The 18,962-nt window shown below is 64.8% G+C and carries 18 protein-coding genes; 13 read left to right on the top strand and 5 right to left on the bottom strand.

The genetic code is table 11. From position 1 onward, the window contains the following. The first annotated feature begins 36 nt into the window (after positions 1-36). From HD842_RS21800 to crtB, 4 genes are read left to right on the top strand one after another with little or no spacing between them, the layout of a single operon-like run. Positions 37-1,338: a glycosyltransferase gene (locus tag HD842_RS21800; protein WP_183557410.1), complete on the top strand. Its 1,302-nt coding sequence runs from the start codon at positions 37-39 to the stop codon at positions 1,336-1,338. After that, positions 1,331-2,542, top strand: a complete 1,212-nt coding sequence (gene crtY / locus HD842_RS21795) for a lycopene beta-cyclase CrtY (RefSeq protein ID WP_183557407.1) — start codon at positions 1,331-1,333, stop codon at positions 2,540-2,542. The genes HD842_RS21800 and crtY overlap by 8 nt, the downstream gene beginning before the upstream one ends. Continuing rightward, positions 2,539-4,065, top strand: a complete 1,527-nt coding sequence (locus HD842_RS21790) for a phytoene desaturase (RefSeq protein ID WP_183557404.1) — start codon at positions 2,539-2,541, stop codon at positions 4,063-4,065. The genes crtY and HD842_RS21790 overlap by 4 nt, the downstream gene beginning before the upstream one ends. Further along, entirely contained in the window at positions 4,062-5,057 is a 996-nt protein-coding gene (gene crtB / locus HD842_RS21785) for a 15-cis-phytoene synthase CrtB (protein ID WP_183557401.1), read from the top strand. Before HD842_RS21790 ends, crtB begins: the two co-directional genes overlap by 4 nt. On the opposite strand, the gene HD842_RS21780 is transcribed toward crtB, so the two are convergent. After that, positions 4,963-5,487 carry a sterol desaturase family protein gene (locus tag HD842_RS21780; RefSeq protein WP_183557398.1) on the bottom strand — a complete coding sequence of 175 codons (525 nt, stop codon included), beginning with the start codon at positions 5,485-5,487 and terminating at the stop codon, positions 4,963-4,965. The genes crtB and HD842_RS21780 overlap by 95 nt on opposite strands. A gap of 141 nt (positions 5,488-5,628) precedes the next feature. Here HD842_RS21780 and HD842_RS21775 point away from each other — a divergent pair, with 141 nt between their 5' ends. Continuing rightward, positions 5,629-6,042 (top strand): DUF2141 domain-containing protein, encoded by a 414-nt coding sequence (locus HD842_RS21775; protein WP_183557394.1) that lies wholly within the window; start codon positions 5,629-5,631, stop codon positions 6,040-6,042. 434 nt (positions 6,043-6,476) lie between these two features. Here the strand turns inward: HD842_RS21775 and pcp are convergent, their stop codons facing one another. The 4 genes from pcp to HD842_RS21755 form a co-directional block, all read right to left on the bottom strand. Continuing rightward, on the bottom strand, positions 6,477-7,127 hold the full coding sequence (gene pcp / locus HD842_RS21770; RefSeq protein ID WP_183557583.1) for a pyroglutamyl-peptidase I: 651 nt from the start codon (positions 7,125-7,127) through the stop codon (positions 6,477-6,479). Between the two features lie 2 nt (positions 7,128-7,129). Next, positions 7,130-8,086, bottom strand: coding sequence for a DUF979 domain-containing protein (locus tag HD842_RS21765; protein ID WP_183557390.1), 957 nt, complete (start codon positions 8,084-8,086; stop codon positions 7,130-7,132). Next, the gene (locus tag HD842_RS21760) at positions 8,083-8,787 is read right to left on the bottom strand and encodes a DUF969 domain-containing protein (RefSeq protein ID WP_183557387.1); all 705 of its coding nucleotides are present in this window, start codon (positions 8,785-8,787) and stop codon (positions 8,083-8,085) included. Before HD842_RS21760 ends, HD842_RS21765 begins: the two co-directional genes overlap by 4 nt. A 77-nt stretch (positions 8,788-8,864) precedes the next feature. Beyond that, positions 8,865-9,167: a YciI-like protein gene (locus tag HD842_RS21755; RefSeq protein WP_183557384.1), complete on the bottom strand. Its 303-nt coding sequence runs from the start codon at positions 9,165-9,167 to the stop codon at positions 8,865-8,867. Between the two features lie 211 nt (positions 9,168-9,378). Here HD842_RS21755 and HD842_RS21750 point away from each other — a divergent pair, with 211 nt between their 5' ends. From HD842_RS21750 to HD842_RS21715, 8 genes are all read left to right on the top strand, one after another. After that, entirely contained in the window at positions 9,379-10,317 is a 939-nt protein-coding gene (locus HD842_RS21750; RefSeq protein ID WP_183557381.1) for an alpha/beta hydrolase, read from the top strand. Positions 10,318-10,562: 245 nt separating this feature from the next. Continuing rightward, positions 10,563-11,579 (top strand): BMP family lipoprotein, encoded by a 1,017-nt coding sequence (locus HD842_RS21745; RefSeq protein WP_183557378.1) that lies wholly within the window; start codon positions 10,563-10,565, stop codon positions 11,577-11,579. A 96-nt stretch (positions 11,580-11,675) separates the two neighbouring features. After that, positions 11,676-13,205: an ABC transporter ATP-binding protein gene (locus HD842_RS21740; protein ID WP_183557375.1), complete on the top strand. Its 1,530-nt coding sequence runs from the start codon at positions 11,676-11,678 to the stop codon at positions 13,203-13,205. Next, positions 13,202-14,308, top strand: coding sequence for an ABC transporter permease (locus HD842_RS21735; protein ID WP_183557372.1), 1,107 nt, complete (start codon positions 13,202-13,204; stop codon positions 14,306-14,308). The genes HD842_RS21740 and HD842_RS21735 overlap by 4 nt, the downstream gene beginning before the upstream one ends. Before the next feature lie 3 nt (positions 14,309-14,311). Then, complete coding sequence (locus HD842_RS21730; protein ID WP_183557370.1) at positions 14,312-15,277, top strand: ABC transporter permease; 966 nt, start codon at positions 14,312-14,314, stop codon at positions 15,275-15,277. Positions 15,278-15,530: 253 nt separating this feature from the next. After that, positions 15,531-17,144: a methyl-accepting chemotaxis protein gene (locus tag HD842_RS21725; protein WP_183557368.1), complete on the top strand. Its 1,614-nt coding sequence runs from the start codon at positions 15,531-15,533 to the stop codon at positions 17,142-17,144. Positions 17,145-17,415: 271 nt separating this feature from the next. Beyond that, positions 17,416-18,423 carry a hypothetical protein gene (locus HD842_RS21720; protein ID WP_183557365.1) on the top strand — a complete coding sequence of 336 codons (1,008 nt, stop codon included), beginning with the start codon at positions 17,416-17,418 and terminating at the stop codon, positions 18,421-18,423. Between the two features lie 20 nt (positions 18,424-18,443). Next, positions 18,444-18,941: a hypothetical protein gene (locus HD842_RS21715; protein WP_183557362.1), complete on the top strand. Its 498-nt coding sequence runs from the start codon at positions 18,444-18,446 to the stop codon at positions 18,939-18,941. The last annotated feature ends 21 nt before the right edge of the window (positions 18,942-18,962 follow it).

Raw genomic sequence — 18,962 nt, 5'->3', positions numbered from 1 at the left:
TCTCCGAATCGAATCCCTGATCTGATCACCCCTCGCATGACGCACTTCGCGGTCGTGGCTCCGGCCCTGTATAGCCACTTCAACACGCTGATGGTGCTGGCGCGCGAACTCGTCACGCGCGGCCACCGCGTCACCTTCATCCATCGCCCGGACGCGGCCGCCTACGTCAAGGATGCGCGCGTCGGCTTTCACGCCATCGGCGCGGCCACCCACCCGGCCGGCTCGCTGCCTGCGATGCTCGCGCGCGTGGCCAATCCCGGCAGCCCGCTGGGCCTGCGCCGCGTGATCCTCGACATGGCCGCCAGCACCGAGATGCTGTGCCGCGAACTGCCGGCCGCGCTGAAGGCGCTGCAGGTCGACTGCGTGCTGGCCGACCAGATGGAAGCGGCCGGCGGCATGGTGGCCGAGAGCATCGGCATGCCGTTCATCTCGATCGCGTGCGCCCTGCCCGTCAACCGCGAGCCGGGCATTCCGCTGCCGGTGATGCCGTTCGTGTACGAGGACAGCGAGCGCGCCTTCAAGATCGTCGAAGGCAGCACGCGCGTGTATGACTGGATGATGGGCCCGCACCACCGCGCGATTGCGGCGCAGGCCCAACGCCTTGGCCTGCCACCGCGCAGCATGCTGCACGAATGCCTGTCGCCGCTGGCGCAGATTGCGCAGATCGTGCCGGGCTTCGATTTCCCGCGCCGCGAACTGCCGGCGCATTTTCACCATGTCGGGCCGCTGCACGCGGCCAATGTGGCGCCGGCCTTGAGCCCCCAAGAACTGGCGCCGTTCCTGCCGCCGGCATCCAGCAAGCGCCCGTTCATCTACGCGTCGCTCGGCACGCTGGTGAGCGACCGCTACAGCCTCTTCAAGCGCATCGCCAAGGCCTGCAAGCAGCTCGATGCCGACCTGTTGATCGCCCACTGCGGCGGCCTGAATGACGCGCAGGTGCGCGCACTCGAAGCCATCGGCAGCACGCGCGTGCACGCCTATGTACCGCAACTGGCCGTCTTGGCGCGCGCCGACGCCATCGTCTCGCATGCCGGCGCGAACACCATCATGGAAGCAGTGGCGGCGTGCACGCCGATCCTGGCGCTGCCGATTGCCTTCGACCACCCGGGCGGCGCGGCGCGCGTCGAGTACAGTGGCGTTGGTCTGCGCGCCTCACCGCGCATGAGCAGTGTGGCCGACCTGGTGCGCAAGCTGAGCCGGCTGCTGGCCGAACCGGATTTCGCTGCACGCATGGCGCCATTGTCCGACGCGATCCGCGTTGCCGGTGGTGCGCCGCGCGCAGCCGACATCATCGAGACCGCTCTGCACCTGCCAACGGCGGTGGCCAGCCATGGATGAGCGCAGCAACAGTAGTCGTGACAGCATCGACCATGACCTGATCCTGGTCGGCGGCGGCCTGGCCAACAGCCTGATCGCCTGGCGCCTGCAGACTGAGCGCCCAGAACTGCGCATCCTGCTGCTCGAGCAGGGCCGGCACCTGGGCGGCAACCATACCTGGTCGTTCCACGACAGCGACCTGACGGCGGCCCAGCTGCGCTGGATCGCGCCGCTTGTCTCGCACCGCTGGCCCGGCTACGACGTCGTGTTCCCCGAACACGCGCGCGCGCTGAATGGCGGCTACGCCAGCATTGCCTCGCCCGATTTTGCGCGCACGATCGAAGCCGCCCTCGGCCCGCTGCTGCGCACCGGCGTGCGGATCGACGCCGTCACGCCCACGAGCGTGCGCCTGGCCGATGGCACGCTGCTGCATGCGCACGCCGTCATCGACGGGCGCGGCCCCAGCGCCAGCCCGCACCTGGCGCTTGGCTACCAGACCTTTCTGGGCCAGGAAGTACGCCTGCACGCGCCGCACGGCTTGAGCCAGCCGTTGATCATGGATGCGAGCGTGGCCCAGCAAGGCGGCTACCGCTTCGTCTACCTGCTGCCGTTTGGCCCCGACCGCGTGCTGATCGAAGACACCCATTACGTCGACAGCTCGGTCTGGGAACCGGAACGGCTGCGCGCCAACATCGCCGCCTACGCGGCCGGGCGCGGCTGGCAGATCCGCGACGTGCTGCGCGAAGAACAGGGCTCGTTGCCGATCGTGCTGGCCGGCGACTTCGACCGCTTCTGGGCTGCGCTGGACGGCCAGCCCACCGTCGGCCTGCGCGCCGGCCTGTTTCACCAGACGACCGGTTATTCGCTGCCGGTGGCCGTGCGCCTGGCCGAACGCATTGCGGCCCTGCCCGACCTTGCAGCGCCATTTGCGGCACAATCACTGTTTGCCGCGATCCGCACCGAGGCGCGCGCAGAGTGGCAGCGCCAGGGCTTTTTCCGCATGCTCAACCGCATGCTGTTCATGGCCGGCAGCCCCGACCACCGCTGGCACGTGATGCAGCGCTTTTACCGCCTGGGCGCGCCAATGATCGCGCGCTTTTACGCCGGCCGCCTGACATTCGCCGACAAGCTGCGCCTGTTGACCGGCAAGCCGCCGGTCCCGGTCATGGAAGCCTTCGTCGCCGTCCGCAAGACACAACCACATCAGATCAGGAATCCCGAATGAACCAGATGAAAATCGAACCCAAGCGCGCCGTCGTGATCGGCGCCGGCTTCGGTGGCCTGGCCCTGGCCATCCGGCTGCAGGCCGGCGGCACGCAGACCACCCTGCTCGAAAAACGCGACAAACCGGGCGGCCGCGCCTACGTCTACGAAGACCAGGGCTTCACGTTCGACGCCGGCCCCACCGTCATCACGGATCCGACCGCGATCGAAGAACTGTTCACGGTGTGCGGCAAGAAGATGAGCGACTACGTCGAAATGCTGCCGGTCACGCCGTTCTACCGCCTGTGCTGGGAAGACGGCACCTTCTTCGACTACGCGAACGACCAGGAAGCGCTCGACCGCCAGATCCATGCCCTCAATCCGGCTGACGTGGCCGGCTACCAGCGTTTTCTCGCCTATTCGAAAGCCGTGTTCGACGAGGGCTATCTGAAGCTGGGCGCGGTGCCGTTCCTGTCGTTCCGCGACATGATCAACGCCGGCCCGAAGCTGGCGCGCCTCGAAGCATGGAAGAGCGTCTACAGCATGGTCTCGCGCTTCGTGAAGAACGAGCACCTGCGCCAGGCCTTCTCGTTCCATTCGCTGCTGGTGGGCGGCAATCCATTTGCCACCAGCTCGATCTACACGCTGATCCACGCGCTGGAACGGCGCTGGGGCGTCTGGTTCCCGCGCGGCGGCACCGGTGCACTCGTCAATGGCCTCGTGCGCCTGTTCCAGGACATGGGCGGCAAGCTCGAACTGAACGCCCCCGTGGCGCGCATCGAAACCGTCGGCAACCTGGCCAGCGGCGTGCGCCTCGAAGACGGCCGCTGGTTCCCGGCCGACGCCGTTGCCTCGAATGCCGACGTCGTGCACACCTACGCCAACCTGCTGAGCAACCACGGTCGCGGCAGCAGCCAGGGCGAGACGCTGCGCAAGAAGCGCTGGAGCAATTCGCTGTTCGTGATCTACTTCGGCCTGAACAAGCACCATGAGCAGCTGCAGCACCACACGGTCTGCTTCGGCGCGCGCTACAAGGACCTGATCACCGAGATCTTCAAGAGCGACAAGCTGGCCGACGACTTTTCGCTGTACCTGCACGCGCCGTGCGTGACCGACCCGTCGCTGGCGCCACCGGGCTGCGGCAGCCACTACGTGCTCGCGCCGGTGCCGCACCTGGGCAATGCGCCGATCGACTGGGATGTCGAAGGGCCGCGCTACCGCGACCGCATCTTCGACTACCTCGAGAAGCGCTACATGCCGGGCCTGCGCAGCCAGCTGGTCACGAGCCGCATCTTCACGCCGAACGACTTCCGCGACGAGCTCAATGCGCACGTGGGTTCGGCCTTCTCGCTCGAGCCGATCCTGACGCAAAGCGCCTGGTTCCGTCCGCACAACCGCGACGCCGAACTGCCGAACCTGTACCTGGTCGGCGCCGGCACCCACCCGGGCGCGGGCGTGCCGGGCGTGATCGGTTCGGCCAAGGCCACGGCCGGCCTGATGCTCGAAGGTGTCAACGCGGGAGCGCATGCCGGAGGGCTGCGATGACGACGCAGGCTGGCCAGAACCTGATGGCGCACGCGACCCAGACCATCGAGGTCGGGTCGAAGAGCTTTGCAGCGGCGGCCAAACTGTTCCCGCCGGCCACGCGGCGTGCCGTGCTGATGCTGTATGCGTGGTGCCGCCACTGCGACGACGTCGTCGACGGCCAGGAGCTGGGCTTTGCCAGCGCCCCGATGGCGCAGGTCACGCACGATGCGCCGTTCGAACTCGACCGGCTGTACGACAACACCCGCCGCGCCTACGAGGGCGAGCCGATGCGCGACCCGGCCTTTGCCGCGTTCCAGGAAGTGGCGCTGGGCCACGCGATCGCGCCGCGCTATGCGTACGATCACCTGGCGGGCTTTGCGATGGACGTCAACGAGGCGCGCTATCGCACGATCGACGACACGCTGCGCTACTGCTACCACGTGGCCGGCGTCGTCGGGCTGATGATGGCGTCGATCATGGGCGCGCGCGACGAGGCGGTGCTCGACCGGGCCTGCGACCTGGGCCTCGCGTTCCAGCTGACGAATATCGCGCGTGACATCATCGACGACGCCGCCATCGGCCGTTGCTACGTGCCGGACGCGTGGCTGCTCGAGGCCGGCATCCAGCCGGATCTGGTCGCGCTGCCGCGCCACCGGGCCGCACTGGCGACAGTGGCTGCGCGCCTGGTGGACCATGCGGAGCCCTACTACGCGTCGGCATCGATCGGCCTGGCGGCGTTGCCGCTGCGCTCGGCGTGGGCGATTGCCACGGCGCGCAATGTGTATCGGCAGATCGGGGTGGAAGTGAAACGGCGCGGACCGCGCGCGTGGGACAAGCGGGTCGGCACGTCAAAGGCGACCAAGCTGCGCCTGCTCGCGCTGGGCGGGCTGCAGGCGCTGGCCTCGCGTTTTGGGGCTAGTCGCGAGCTGCCGGTGCGGCGTGGTCTGTGGCAGCGGCCTGGCCGCGCGGCCCCCGCAACTGGTTCTGCTGGGCCTGCAACTGCTGCTTGAGTTTGGTGACGGGCGGCGCGTACAGGAAGCCGAACGACACGGCGCCCTCTTTGCCCTCGACCGCATGGTGCATGCGGTGGGCCTGGTACAGGCGCTTGAAGTAGCCGCTGCGCGGCACGTAGCGGAACGGCCAGCGCTGGTGCACCAGGCCATCGTGGGCGATGAAGTACAGCAGGCCGTAGCCGGTCATGCCGGCGCCGATCCATTCGATCCGCCCGTAACCGCGCGTGCCGAACCAGATCAGGGCGATGGCGATGCCGGCAAAGACAACGGCGTACAGGTCGTTCTTTTCGAACCAGCCGGTGCGCGGCTCGTGGTGCGAGCGGTGCCAGCCCCAGCCGAAGCCGTGCATGATGTACTTGTGCGCGACGATGGAAAACAATTCCATGAAGGCGATGGTGGCGATAACGATGAGCGCGTTGAGCAGCATAATGAAGTAAGCGCCTTGATGGGATGGCGGGCATGGAAGCGGATGCCGACAGCCTAACATGCGACCGCCGCGCACGGTAGCGCAGCAACGGCGGCAGGCGGTCAAACACGATACACCAACAATTGAACCATTGGAGAATACATGCAATCGACTTTTCGTACTTTAGCACTCGCCGCAGCATTCTGCGCCGCAGGCAGCGCCTCGGCCGCATCGATCGAAGTGCGCGTCCAGGGCGTCACGGCCAAGGGCAAGGTGCTCGTCGCCGTGTGCGACAAGACGACCTTTTTAAAGGATTGCGCGTATTCGGGCTCGGCCCCGGCCAAGGCGGGTGAGACGGTCGTCACGGTCGATGGCGTACCGACCGGTTCGTGGGCCGTGCTGTCGTATCAGGACGAGAACGACAACGGCAAGCTCGATCGCAACGTGCTGGGCATCCCGAAAGAGCCGTACGCATTCAGCCGCGATGCCCGTGGCCGCTTCGGTCCGCCGAGCTTCGAGGATGCCGCATTCGAGCTGCGTGACGAAAAAGCCGTCACCACGATCAAGCTGCGGTAATCCACCACCGCGTCGTTCCCGCAAAGGCGGGAACCCACTAAAGCGTCGTTCCCGCGAAGGCGGGAACCCAAGTGTGCGCGCCAGGCCACTATCGATTGCCCGCTTGGCTGCGCTGATGACTTGGGTCCCCGCCTGCGCGGGAACGACGGTTTTCAGGACACGTCAGTACGCCACACCAGCGTCGTTCCCGCGAAGGCGGGAACCAAAGTGTGCGCGCCGGGCCACTGTCAATTGCACTGGTGGCTGCGCTGATGACTTGGGTCCCCGCCTGCGCGGGAACGACGGTTTTCAGGATATGTCAGTGCGCCACACCAGCGTCGTTCCCGCGAAGGCGGGAACCCAAGTGTGCGCGCTGGGCCACTGTCATTTGCACTGGTGGCTGCGCTGATGACTTGGGTTCCCGCCTGCGCGGGAACGACGGTCTTCAGGACGAGTTAGTGCGTCGCGCCGCCTGCTTCGCGCAGGTCGGTGTCGACGCCGAGCGTGACTTCCACCGCCAGCTTGACCCCGGCGATGATGTCTTCCAGCGCCATCGACGGTGGCGCATCCGGCCGCGCGGCTGCTTGCTCCGGCAAAAACGGCACGTGGATAAAGCCTGCCTTGATCGGCTGCGGCTGCATCGCCGCGTGATGCATCAGGCCATAGAACACATGGTTGCAAACGAACGTGCCGGCCGTCTGCGAGACCCCCGCCACCAGCCCCCGTGCGCGCAACGCGTGCACGATCGCCTTGATTGGCAGCGTCGAGAAATACGCGGCCGGACCATCGGCGGCAATCGCCGTATCGACCGGCTGCTGCCCGCCGTTGTCCAGAATCGACGCATCGTCGACATTGATCGCCACCCGCTCGACCGAGATATCCGGCCGCCCGCCTGCCTGGCCCACCGCGATCACGACATCCGGATGCAGCTCATCGATCAGCGCCGTCAGATCCTCGATGGCGTCGCCGAACACGCACGGCAACTGGCGCACCTCGACCTGAAAACTGTCGCCCTGCCAGCCTTCCAGCGCGCGCACAGCCTCCCAGGCCGGATTGATGGTGGCGCCATTGAACGGCTCGAAGCCCGTCAGCAACACAGTCTTGATCATCACAGGTTCATCAAAAAGTAGAGCAAAAAGATATTGGCCACCAGGATCGGCAGCGCACTCGGGATCTGGGCCCGGATCACGGCGTTCTTGTCGGGCAGTTCCAGCAGCGCCGCCGGCACGATATTGAAGTTGGCCGCCATCGGCGTCATCAGGGTACCGCAATACGCGCTGAACATGCCGATTGCCGCCATCACGGCCGGGTTGGCGCCGTACACGCCCACCAGCACCGGAATCCCGACGCCGCCTGCCATGACGGGAAACGCGGCAAAGCCGTTGCCCATCACGATCGTAAACAAGGCCATGCCGAGGCAGTAGACGGCCACCGCGATGAACGCCGAATCCAGGCCGATATAGGTCGTCGTCAGGTGCGCCACTGCCTTGCCGACCCCCGCTTCGGAAAACAGCAGGCCCAGCACCGCCAGGATGTGCGGCAGCACGACGGCCCAGCTCATCGCATCGACCAGGCGGCGCGCTTCACGCACGCCCTGCAGCGGCGTGGCGCGCGTGAGCCAGCAGGCAGCGATCAGCGCCACGACCGCGCCGCAGCCCATGCTGACGATGGTGATGTGGGCCGGATCAAGGAGCGGCAGGCCGCCCAGCTGCACGTCCTTCAGCAGGGTCGCGCCGATGACCGTCACCAGCGGCAGCAGCAGCGCCGGGATGAACAGGCGGTTGCCCAGCCGCGCGGCGCTGGCCTGGCGCGCTTCGGGCGCCAGCGCCTTGGGCTGGCCGGCCTTGACGCCGCCAAAGCCGGCCAGCAGCGCCATGCCGATCATGAGGGCGCCGACCGCCGCCAGCGGCAGCGCTTCGCCCGCCAGGTACAGCAGCGCGTACAGGCCCCAGAACAGGGCCGTCGTGACCCGCCGCGGATTGCTGCGGTCCACCAGGTTCATGATGGCCACGGCCGCCAGCAGCAGGCCGACGAGAATGTAGAAGTGATCGATCGAGAGCGTCATACGGCGCCCTTCTCGTCCAGCACGGCGCGGGCAATCTCGGCGTCAAGGCGCCGCAGGTTCCAGGCGTGGATGACGAACGCCGTGATCGCCGTCGGGATGCCCCACAGCGCGATGTGCAGCGGATTGACCTCGATGCCTTCGGCCTGCAGGATCGTGTGCATCAGGACGATGGCGCCGAACGCCACAAAGATGTCTTCGCCGAAGAACAGGCCGATATTGTCGGTGGCCGCCGACATCGCGCGGATCCGGTAGCGGATGCGCTGTGGCAGCGGACCGTGCTGCGCTTCGGCCGCTGCTTCGGCCATTGGCGCGACCAGCGGGCGCACCATTGTCGGATGCCCGCCCAGGCTGGTCAGGCCCAGCGCTGCCGTGCTCTCGCGCGCGAACAGGTAAACGATCAGCAGGCGCCCGGCGGTGGCCGAGCGCACCTTGCCAATGGCGGCCTGGGCGCGGTCACGCAGACCGAAGCGCTCGAGCAGGCCGATGGCGGCCAGCGGCAGCAGCAGGATGAGTGGCAGGTTGCGGGTCTTGAGGAAGGCAGCGCCAAGCGTTTCGAGCAGCGTCATGACCGACATCGCGGCGGCAACGCCGGTCACGCCGCAGGCGGCCACAGCCACCAGCACCGGATTGGCGCGCAGCACGAACCCGACCACAATGACGACCACGCCGAGCAGTGGCCACAGATTCACAGCAGATTGCATTGCTTTCCCCGGCGGTGATAAACGCGGGCAATCTTACCCGATGTTCATGGGGCGCCGAGGCGAATGTCGGATGAAGGTTAGCCGGGCCGGACGGGATTGGTCGCCAGGTCACCGACCACCGTATTCCACTGGCGCACGTGGAAGGCGCGCACGAGGCCATTGAGCACGTACGGGTCGCGCGCCGCGAACAGCTGCACCAGCTCTGCGGTCTCGCAGTCGAACACGAGGACGGCCTTGTCGGCCGGCTCGGCCATGGCACCGGCAAGAATCAGCTCGCCACGCTCCTGCGCTTCCCACGCCAGCGCCAGGTGGGCGTCGCGAAATTCACCGCGACGTTCGAGATAGTCGGGGGCCAGATCATAGGTCAGAAGAAAATGCACAAAGACTCCAGGAGATGGCACGTGGCCGGATGCATCAATCCTACCGGAAACCCAAACCGGCGGCGCAAGCGTGCCGTCCGGCATCGCTACCATAGGGCAGCCTCTGCCATGTTGGAATAAAACAACTTTTTAGGCTGACAAACCATCATTGACCATGCATAGAAGAATGCCTCTAAGAACAAAACTCGACAGCAGGCGTAGACTTGCAAGCATGGACACCTCGAAAAAAATGGCGGCGGGACTCACTGGACTGGCCAGCATGCTGTGGCTGGGCCTGACCGCTGCCGTCGCGGCCAACCAGCGCCGCCTTGTGTTCAATCCGACGCTCGAACGCGAAGTGAAAAGTCCCCGTTCAAGCGGTCACCGCACCCGCCCTGTCGTCTTGCGCGCCAAGGACGGCACGCGCCTGGCCGGCTGGCTGATGACGCCCGTCATTCCCGGCCCGCGCCCTGCCGTGCTGTACTTCGGCGGACGCTCCGAAGAAGTGTCGTGGGTCGCGCGCGACGCCGGCAAGCTGTTTCCCAACATGACCGTGCTGGCGATGAATTACCGCGGCTATGGCGACTCGCAAGGCATCCCGGCCGAGATCCACATGATCGAGGACGGCGCCCTGCTCTACGACTGGCTCGCCACACGCGGCCAGGTCGACCCGCAGCGCATCGCCGTGGTCGGCCGCAGCCTGGGCTCCGGTGTCGCCGTACAGGTGGCGCGCGAACGCCCCGCGCATTCGGTCGTGCTGATCACGCCGTACGATTCGATCCTGGCGATTGCCAAGCGGCGCTTCCGCGTGATGCCCATCGAGTACATGCTGCGCCACCGCTTCGAGTCAATCAAGTACGCACCGATGCTCAAGGCGCCTACCTACGTGCTGCGCGCCGCCAGCGACGACGTCGTGCCCCATTTCCACACCGACCTCCTGGTGGCCAAGCTGGGCGCGCTGGTGGCCGACGAAGTGGTGCCGGATTCCGACCACATGACCATCCCGTATCTGGAAGCGACGCACGACATGGTCGCCGGTTTCCTCACGCGCCAGTTCAGCGCGCCGGTGACGCCGGCCGCTGCTGCTGCCGTGGCCGATGCCGTGGCCAATGCCACGCCACCCGTCGAAACGACGGCGGCAGCGCCCGATCTGGCCCTCACCGCAAAATAATCGCCGAATTTGTCAGCATTTATATTTCCAGCGAATAAATTGGGAAGTAAAATCGTATTTGTCATCAACTTGCAGCTTGATGCATATTTGACAGCTTGTGCCCGAAGGGCGCGGGCCTGGCCTCAACGACCCTCCCCAGATACAAACCGTAACCACTTGCACGGCGCCGTGCTGCGACAATCGCGCAGCCGATCCCATCGCAAGGCATGCGGCGGGTACAATATCGCTATTCCAGGAGCTCAACCATGAAATTCAAGCAACTCAGCATCACCGTGGCGGCCATGTGCCTTGCCGGCAGCGCGCTGGCAGCGCCATCGACCGCACCGATCGCCGCGCCGAAATTCGGCATGGTCTACGATGCGGGCGGCAAGTTCGACAAGTCGTTCAACCAGTCGGCCTTCGAGGGCCTGCAGCGCTTCTCGAAAGAGACCGGCGTGAAGGTGTTCGAGGTCCAGGCCAATAGTGATACCCAGGCCGAGCAAGTCATGCGCGGTCTGGCGCGCAAGAAGGTCGACCTGATCGCCGCCATCGGTTTCTCGCAAACCCAGGCCGTGCAAAAAGTCGCCCGTGAATTCCCGAACGTGCGCTTCATCTTGATCGACAGCGTGGCGCAAGGCCCGAATATCGAATCGGTGATGTTCAAGGAGCAGGAAGGCGCGTATCTGGTCGGCGTGGCATCGGCCATGGCGTCCAAGACCAAGAAGCTCGGCTTTGTCGGCGGCATGGACATTCCGCTGATCCGCGCATTCGCTTGCGGCTATGGCCAGGGCGCAAAGGCGCAGGCACCAAAAGCGGAAATCATCCAGAACATGGTCGGCACCACGGCAGCAGCCTGGAACGACCCGGCCAAAGGCGGCGAACTGGCACGCGCGCAATTTGACCGTGGCGTGGACGTGGTCTTCGCCGTGGCCGGCGGCAGCGGCATGGGCGCGCTGCAGATGGCCAAGACCAAGGGCAAGCTGGCCGTGGGCGTCGACTCGAACCAGAACTACCTGCACCCGGGCACGATGCTGACCTCGATGGTCAAGCGCGTCGACGTGGCCGTGTATGACTCGTTCATGGCAGTCAAGAAAGGCACCTGGAAAGCAGGCGTCACCTACAAGGGCCTGAAAGAAGGCGGCGTCGACTGGGTGCTCGACAAGGATAACCGCGCGGTCGTCACGCCGGAAATCGAAAAGCGCGTCAACGGCGTACGCCAGGACATCATCAACGGCAAGATCAAGGTCATCGATTACCGCGCCGGCAGTTCCTGCCCGGTCTGATCACCTTCATTCCATTCGAAGCGCGCCGCGCCGGTTGATTACCGGTCCGGCGCGCTTTTGAATGATAAGCACACTTCCTTTTTACGACAGATCGCAATGCAGCCAGCCGTAGAATTTCGCAACGTGAGCAAGGCCTTCGGGCCGGTGCAGGCGAACGCCGACGTCAGCTTCTCGATCGCCAAGGGTTCGATCCATGGTGTGATCGGCGAAAATGGCGCGGGCAAATCCACCCTGATGAGCATCCTGTACGGCTACTACCATGCCGACAGCGGGCAGCTCGTCATCAACGGCAAGGAGCAGCAGATCCGCTCGAGCCAGGAAGCCATCGCCCTTGGCATCGGCATGGTCCACCAGCACTTCATGCTGGTCGAGAACATGACGGTGCTCGACAACGTGATGCTTGGGGCCGAAGGCGCCTTCAAGCTGTCGAAGAAACGCCGCGAGACGGAAGTGAAGCTGCGCGAGATCTGCGCGCGCTACCACCTCGACGTCGATCCGCTGGCCGTGATTTCCGACCTGTCGGTGGGCGCGCAGCAGCGCGTCGAAATCCTCAAGCAGATCTACCGCAGCGCCGAGATCCTGATCCTGGACGAGCCGACCGCCGTGCTCACCACGCAGGAAATCGCATCGCTGTTCGACATCCTGCGGCTGTTCAAGGAACAGGGCAAGACCATCATCCTGATCACCCACAAGCTGGGCGAGATCATGGACATCACCGACCAGGTGACCGTGATGCGCGCCGGCCGCCTGGCCGGCGCCGTCGCCACGGTCGACACCAGCAAGGAGCAGCTGGCCAATATGATGGTCGGCCGTCCGATCGAAGGCAACCTGCCGCGCAAACCGTATGCGCCGGGCGCCCCGGTGCTGCAGGTCGAGAACCTGCAACTGAAAGACGCCAACGGCGTGCAGCTGCTGGGCGACATCGCCCTCTCGGTGCGCGCCGGCGAGATCGTCGCCATTGCCGGCGTGTCGGGCAATGGCCAGAGCGAGCTGATGCACATCCTGTCGGGCATGCGCCTGCCGACGTCCGGCACCGTGGCTGTGGAAGGCAAGCCTCTGCCCTGGGCCGGCCGCTCGAACGCCGACGGCCTGCCCGCCGAATTGCGCGACATGGGCATCGGCCACGTGCCGGAAGACCGCCTGCGCGACGGCGTGATCAAGGATTTCTCGGTCATGCAGAACACCGTGTTCGGCTACCAGGAGCGCGTCACGAAAGGCATGGGCCTGTTCGATTTCGACGCCATTGCCAAGCGCTGCGCCCATTTGCTGGAGGCCTTCGATGTGCGCCCGAAAGACCCCAACGTGCGCATCGGCTTGCTCTCGGGCGGCAATCAGCAGAAGGTCGTCATCGCGCGTGAGGTCTCTGCGGCGCCCAAGCTGCTGCTGGTGGGCCAGCCCACGCGCGGCGTGGACATCGGCACCATCGAGAGCATCCACACGCAGTTGCTGCGCCTGCGCGACGAGGGCGTCGCGATCCTGCTGGTCTCCACCGAGCTGGAAGAAGTGCGCGCGCTGGCGGACCGCATCATCGTGATGTCGGGCGGGCGCATTACCGGCGAATTGCCGATCGACGAATTCGACACGACCCGCATTGGCCTGTTGATGGGCGGGATGCACAAATCATGAAAACCACTGAACTCCCACGCTGGGCCTCGGGCTTTGTCCTGCCGGTCCTGAATCTGCTCTCTGCCCTGCTGGTCGCGGCGCTCGTGATCCATCTGCTGGGCGAAAGCCCGGTCGAGTCGCTGCAAATCCTCGTCAACAGCGCCGTCATCAATCCGGAAGGCCTGAGCTACACGCTGTTCTACGCGTCGACCTTCGTGTTTACCGGCCTGGCCGTGTCGATCGCGATGAAGGCGGGCCTGTTCAACATCGGCGCCGAAGGCCAGATGTATCTGGGTGGCCTGGGCCTGACGCTGGCGATGCTGGCGTTCGACGCGACGCTCTCGCCGTGGCTGCTGATCCCGCTGGCGATCGTTGCCAGCGCCGTCTTCGGTGCCGCCTGGGCCTTCCTGCCGGGCTACCTGCAGGCCAAGCGCGGCAGCCACGTGGTGGTCACGACCATCATGTTCAACTTCATCGCCGCCGGCCTGATGAACTTCATCATCGTCAAGTACATGATCCCCGAGGGCGACCAGAACCCGGCCAGCCGCACCTTCACCGACGCTGCCGCGATCCCGCTGCTGTCGAACTGGCTGCCGTTCTTCGGCGAGAGCACGCCGCTGAATCTGGCCTTTATCCTGGCCCTGGTCGCGCTGGTTGTCTACTGGGTGGCCGTGTCGCGTTCGAGCTGGGGCTACCGCCTGCAGGCGACGGGCCTGAACGCCCACGCCGCGCACTATGCGGGCGTGCGGATCAGCCGCACGATCATCATTGCGATGCTGATCTCGGGCGCCCTGGCGGGCCTGGCGGCCGTGAACTCGATCCTCGGCTCGACCCACTACCTGAGCCTGAACTTCCCGGCCGGGGCAGGCTTCATCGGCATCGCGATTGCGCTGATGGGCCGCCAGCATCCGGTGGGCATCCTGCTCTCGTCCATCCTGTTCGGCGCGCTGATCCAGGGCGGGTTCGACCTGTCGCTGGAAAAACCGAACATCCCGCAAGAGACCTTCATTTTCATCCAGGGCCTGATCATCCTGTTCTGCGGCGCCATGGAAAACATGTACGCGCCGGCGGTACTCAAACTGATCAACGCAACACGCTCCAACAACGGCGCAAGCAAGGGATAAGCCATGGAAGACTTCCAGTTCGCCAGTATCGTCGTCTCCACCATCCGCAACGCGCCGGTGCTGATGTTCGCGGCCATGGCCGGCCTGTTCGCCGAGCGCAGCGGCGTGGTCGACATCGGCCTCGAAGGCAAGATCCTCGCGTCGGCCTTCGTCTCGGCCGGCGTTGCCTACACCTACCAGGATCCGTGGCTGGGCATCGCGGCCGGCATCGTCGCCTCCGTCGTGCTGGCACTGATCCAGGCCTTCGTCTCGATCACGCAAAAGGGCAACCAGCTCGTGGCCGGCATCGCGATCAATATCGCGATGAGCGGACTGACGTTCGTCGTCGCCCAGTACTTCTTCCAGCAGGGCGGGCGCACGCCGGACCTCGGCGAGGCGCGCCTGGCGAGCGTGATCCTGCCTGGGACCGAACTGGTGGCCGACGTGCCGGTGCTGGGCTGGGTCTACGGCAGCCTGATCGGCGGGCACTCGGTGCTGGTGTACCTGGCCTTCGCCCTGCTCCCGATCGTGCATTGGGTGCTGTTCTACAGCCGCTTCGGCCTGCGCCTGCGCGCCTGTGGCGAAAACCCGCATGCGGCGGACGCGGCCGGCATCTCGGTCCAGCGCACCCGCTACACGGCGATGATCATCGCCGGCGTGCTGTGCTCGTTCTCGGGCGCCTACCTGTCGATCGTCCAGAGCGGCTTCTTCTTGCGCGACATGTCGGCCGGCGCCGGCTACCTGGCACTGACGGCGCTGGTGTTCGGCAACTGGCGCCCCGTGCACACGGTGCTCGGTTGCATGATGTTCGGCTTCTTTGCCGCGGTGCAGATCCAGATCGAAGGCGTCGACCTGCCGGTCGTGGGCCGCATCCCGGGTTCGCTGATCCAGATGATTCCGTACATCGTTACCGTGGTCGTGCTGGCGGGCCTGATGGCCAAGTCGGTGGCGCCCAAGGCGCTGGGCAAGCCGTTCGTCAAGTCGCGCTGATCGTTCGCCGGCCGGTGCCTGAACAATGACGCTGCCACCCTGGCAGCGTCAAACGTTTCAGGGTGCACGTACTGCGAAAACTTCGTCATTACAGCGCGTGCACAACGCGTACACAGCGCGCCACATTCCGCGAAAGTCATTGTGCTTCGCACAATTTTTCCGGATTTTCTGTTCCGAATCTGTGAAAATGCAATGCCTTGTGGCAATACTTTGTATGCCACGAATTTTGCTTTTCACCGATAGACGGAATTTCATGAACTTTCAAAATCTCAAGATCCGCACGCTGATCCTCGGCGGCTTCGCCACCATCCTCGCTGCGATGGTGCTGCTGGTTGGCATTGGCCAGTTTCAGATGCAGAAAGCGGAAAACCTGACCGACGAGCTGACCGGCGAGAGCCTGCACCGCCTCGCCCTGCTGCAGGAATGGCAGGCCATCATCGAGACCAACGCCGCGCGCACGATCGCCGCGATCAAGATGGCCGATGCGAACGATGAAAAATACTTCCTCGACGCGATCGCCGAATCGTCCAAGCGTTCGGACGTCGTGCACAAGGAACTGACCACGAGCCTGGCGAACAACCCCGCCGCGATGGCCCTGTTTGCCAAGGTCGACGAGCAGCGCGAAGGCTACCGCAAGGCGCGCAAGAGCGTGATGGCACAGAAGGCGGCCGGCGACGATGCGGCCGTGCGCAACTTCCTCAATACCGACATGCTGCCGCGCGTGCAGTCGTATCTCGACAGCCTGCGCGCCATCGTCAAGTTCCAGCAGGACGTCGTGGCCGCCGATTCGGTGAAGATCGACGAGAGCTTCGCAACGAGCCTGAAGCTGCAGGTCACGCTGGCCGCCCTCGCGCTGGTCTGCGGCGGCCTGTTCGCCTGGTGGATCGGCCGTCGCATCACGACCCCGCTCGAAGAAGCCGTGCTGGTCGCGCAGACCGTCGCCACGGGCGACCTGAGCAGCCAGATCGTCGTCCAGGGCAGGAACGAGACGGGCGCGCTGATGGGCGCCCTGAAGGACATGAACGACAACCTGGTCGGCATCGTCAGCCAGGTGCGCACCGGTACCGAAACCATCGCCGAAGCGGCCGACCAGATCTCGGCCGGCAACCTCGAACTGTCGGCCCGCACCGAGCAGCAGGCCGGCGCGCTGGAAGAAACCGCATCGTCGATGGAAGAGTTGACCTCGACCGTGCGCCAGAATGCGGACAACGCCCGCGAAGCCAACACGCTGGCGCAGAACGCCTCGCAAGTGGCCGGCCGCGGCGGCGACACGGTCGGGCGCGTCGTCCAGACGATGGACGCCATCACCGATTCGTCGAAGAAGATCGTGGACATCATCGGCGTCATCGACGGCATCGCGTTCCAGACCAATATCCTCGCGCTCAACGCGGCAGTCGAAGCAGCGCGTGCCGGTGAACAGGGCCGCGGTTTCGCGGTCGTGGCCTCTGAAGTGCGCAATCTGGCGCAGCGTTCGGCCGCAGCAGCGAAAGAGATCAAGACCCTGATCGGCGACTCGAGCGCCAAGGTCGAGGAAGGCAGCCGCCTGGTGTCGGATGCCGGCGCGACGATGCAGGAAATCGTCGACAGCATCGGCCGCGTGACCAGCATCATGTCGGGCATCGCCATGGCCAGCCAGGAGCAGTCAGCCGGCATCGAACAGGTGAACCAGGCGATCGCGCAAATGGACCAGGTAACGCAGCAGAACGCAGCGCTGGTCGAAGAAGCGGCCGCCGCATCGACGTCGATGCGGGAGCAGGCGAAGGCGCTGTCGCAGCTGGTGTCGACGTTCCGCTTCGAAGCGCAGCAGGCGCGTCCGGCCCTCAAGAGCGCGGCGCGGCCAGCGCTGGGGATGCGCGAGGCGGCATAAGGCGGGGGCTGCTGTGTTGTTGTTAAACGCCGGGTTCGCCCGGCGTTTTTTGTATGCGTGAAGGGAAGTGACGCGTCATGGGACAGAACCGCGCTGGCCGTCGCAGTCAACGATACTCCAGAGGGACAGCGTGTTCCGACACCACGTTCATTGCTCCTGCCCAAAGCGTTCAAGCACTGTGCATAGCCGCGCACGGATGCCGTTTCAAACCCTGGCACTGAACGTACAATGAGTGATTATCAGTAACATTATTCATTTGCGTGATGGCTCGATGGACGATCTGAAGGAACACCCGGCTCCTGCGCCGGCTGGAGGCGAGATTGATGCCGCGGCGCTCGGGAGCGGGCGTGGGCGCCGCCGCTCGCTGCGCGTGCTCCTGTATCTGCTGGCTGCGGTCGGTTTGCTGGCGCTGTTGACGTTCGCTTACGCCATCTACCATCACAACAGCATCACACCAGCGCCCGAACGCGTTGTCATCGATGAAGCGACCGTCATCGATGATGTGATGGGCGACGCCTACGGCAAATACTCGGCCGCGAAAAAGGGCTGGGTGTATGTCGACGACGACGACGTCACCTACATCATGCGGGTGGTGCAGCAAGTCAAAATCCCGGATAACCCCATTGGCGACGAGATGTATTTCGTGACCAGCGGCGTCGCCGTCGACGGCAGTGACCGTGCGCGCTACGGCGCGTTCCACGTGCAACCGAACGAAACACGCGATGGCAACCTGACCGCAGCCAATTTGCAGGTGCAGTACAGTGCAAGCGTCGCCGTGCAACCCGAACAGGTCTACTTCGAAGCATTGAGCGAGAACCTTTGGGGCTGGGTGATCAAGACCCAGACCGGAAGCGATCCGAACCATTCGCCGGTTACGGTGACTAATAATGTGCTGGCACCGCACAAGGACAGCGTCGCAATCCTGACTGCTTTTCCGGGCTCGAGCGAATACGTTCCGGCCCAGCCATGCGCCGAGGTCAAGGCCGCCTATGATGCCTACAACAGCACTACCCCGCCCGACTTGGGTAGCCACGGCGTCGACGAAACCGAGATGGATATCGAAGAACCCGAAGAGCCGCTGCGCTGCGACAAGCGGCGCTGGCGCTACCGCGTCGGCGTCGTCAACGGCACGATTCCAGCGCCAATCACCGTCACGCTGTCGGGCAGCCAGGACGGCCAGGCGGTCGAAGCGCGCAAGTGGAAGGTAATGTTCGATCCGAAGAGCTTCACCTACCTGGTCCCGCCCGACCTCGCCCTGTCGACGCCTCCTCCGGAGTGATCACCACAGACAGGTAAACAATGAGCTTCGATATCTTTTTTAATAGCTACGAGCGGGGTCAACCTCACTCCTTCCCCCTGTCGGCTGCTGAGTCTGCATTTCAGGCAGCCATTGTGAGCCGCGAACACACGGGAAGCGGCCTCTTGTGGCAACTGGAATACCCAGTTCTTGATTCACCAGACGTTCCGCCAGTGGTGCAGTTGAATGGTCGCGAGTACCCCGTCGTGGTGAGGGATTGCGCGGACGTGTACCTGACCGTTGAGATAGCTACCGATGCACAACCAATGACGGACGGGTTCATGGTCAACAGGCCAGCCGGGCATCAGGACTTCTATGCGGCACTGCTGCGCCTTCTGCAAACTACGCACTCTGCTTTGTTCTGGCCTGGTAATGACTCGCTTGTCGTCGGCCAGCTTGAGAGCATCGGACACCTGCCCGAGGGAATGGTAGAGACCCTTGGCGAGCCGTTCTTGGTGAATGAGCCTCAACAGATCATTGACAGAATCCGTGCCAGTTAAAGCACAACAAAGCCATCGAAG

Origin of the sequence: Massilia aurea (genome assembly GCF_014200505.1) — a bacterium.
In the GTDB taxonomy this organism is placed as follows: Bacteria; Pseudomonadota; Gammaproteobacteria; order Burkholderiales; family Burkholderiaceae_D; genus Telluria; species Telluria aurea_B.
The sequence above is the reverse complement of the archived record's forward strand: the minus strand, read 5'-3'. Positions and strand labels throughout refer to the sequence as shown.

Bases quoted from the DNA above. Each gene is read 5' to 3' on its own strand.
- HD842_RS21750 (WP_183557381.1), top strand. From the start codon at position 9,379: ATGGACACCTCGAAAAAAATGGCGGCGGGACTCACTGGACTGGCCAGC.
- HD842_RS21760 (WP_183557387.1), bottom strand. From the start codon at position 8,787: ATGCAATCTGCTGTGAATCTGTGGCCACTGCTCGGCGTGGTCGTCATT.
- HD842_RS21730 (WP_183557370.1), top strand. From the start codon at position 14,312: ATGGAAGACTTCCAGTTCGCCAGTATCGTCGTCTCCACCATCCGCAAC.
- HD842_RS21740 (WP_183557375.1), top strand. From the start codon at position 11,676: ATGCAGCCAGCCGTAGAATTTCGCAACGTGAGCAAGGCCTTCGGGCCG.
- HD842_RS21735 (WP_183557372.1), top strand. From the start codon at position 13,202: ATGAAAACCACTGAACTCCCACGCTGGGCCTCGGGCTTTGTCCTGCCG.
- HD842_RS21745 (WP_183557378.1), top strand. From the start codon at position 10,563: ATGAAATTCAAGCAACTCAGCATCACCGTGGCGGCCATGTGCCTTGCC.
- HD842_RS21790 (WP_183557404.1), top strand. From the start codon at position 2,539: ATGAACCAGATGAAAATCGAACCCAAGCGCGCCGTCGTGATCGGCGCC.
- HD842_RS21765 (WP_183557390.1), bottom strand. From the start codon at position 8,086: ATGACGCTCTCGATCGATCACTTCTACATTCTCGTCGGCCTGCTGCTG.
- crtY (WP_183557407.1), top strand. From the start codon at position 1,331: ATGGATGAGCGCAGCAACAGTAGTCGTGACAGCATCGACCATGACCTG.
- HD842_RS21780 (WP_183557398.1), bottom strand. From the start codon at position 5,487: ATGCTGCTCAACGCGCTCATCGTTATCGCCACCATCGCCTTCATGGAA.
- HD842_RS21720 (WP_183557365.1), top strand. From the start codon at position 17,416: ATGGACGATCTGAAGGAACACCCGGCTCCTGCGCCGGCTGGAGGCGAG.
- HD842_RS21715 (WP_183557362.1), top strand. From the start codon at position 18,444: ATGAGCTTCGATATCTTTTTTAATAGCTACGAGCGGGGTCAACCTCAC.
- HD842_RS21725 (WP_183557368.1), top strand. From the start codon at position 15,531: ATGAACTTTCAAAATCTCAAGATCCGCACGCTGATCCTCGGCGGCTTC.
- HD842_RS21775 (WP_183557394.1), top strand. From the start codon at position 5,629: ATGCAATCGACTTTTCGTACTTTAGCACTCGCCGCAGCATTCTGCGCC.
- crtB (WP_183557401.1), top strand. From the start codon at position 4,062: ATGACGACGCAGGCTGGCCAGAACCTGATGGCGCACGCGACCCAGACC.
- HD842_RS21800 (WP_183557410.1), top strand. From the start codon at position 37: ATGACGCACTTCGCGGTCGTGGCTCCGGCCCTGTATAGCCACTTCAAC.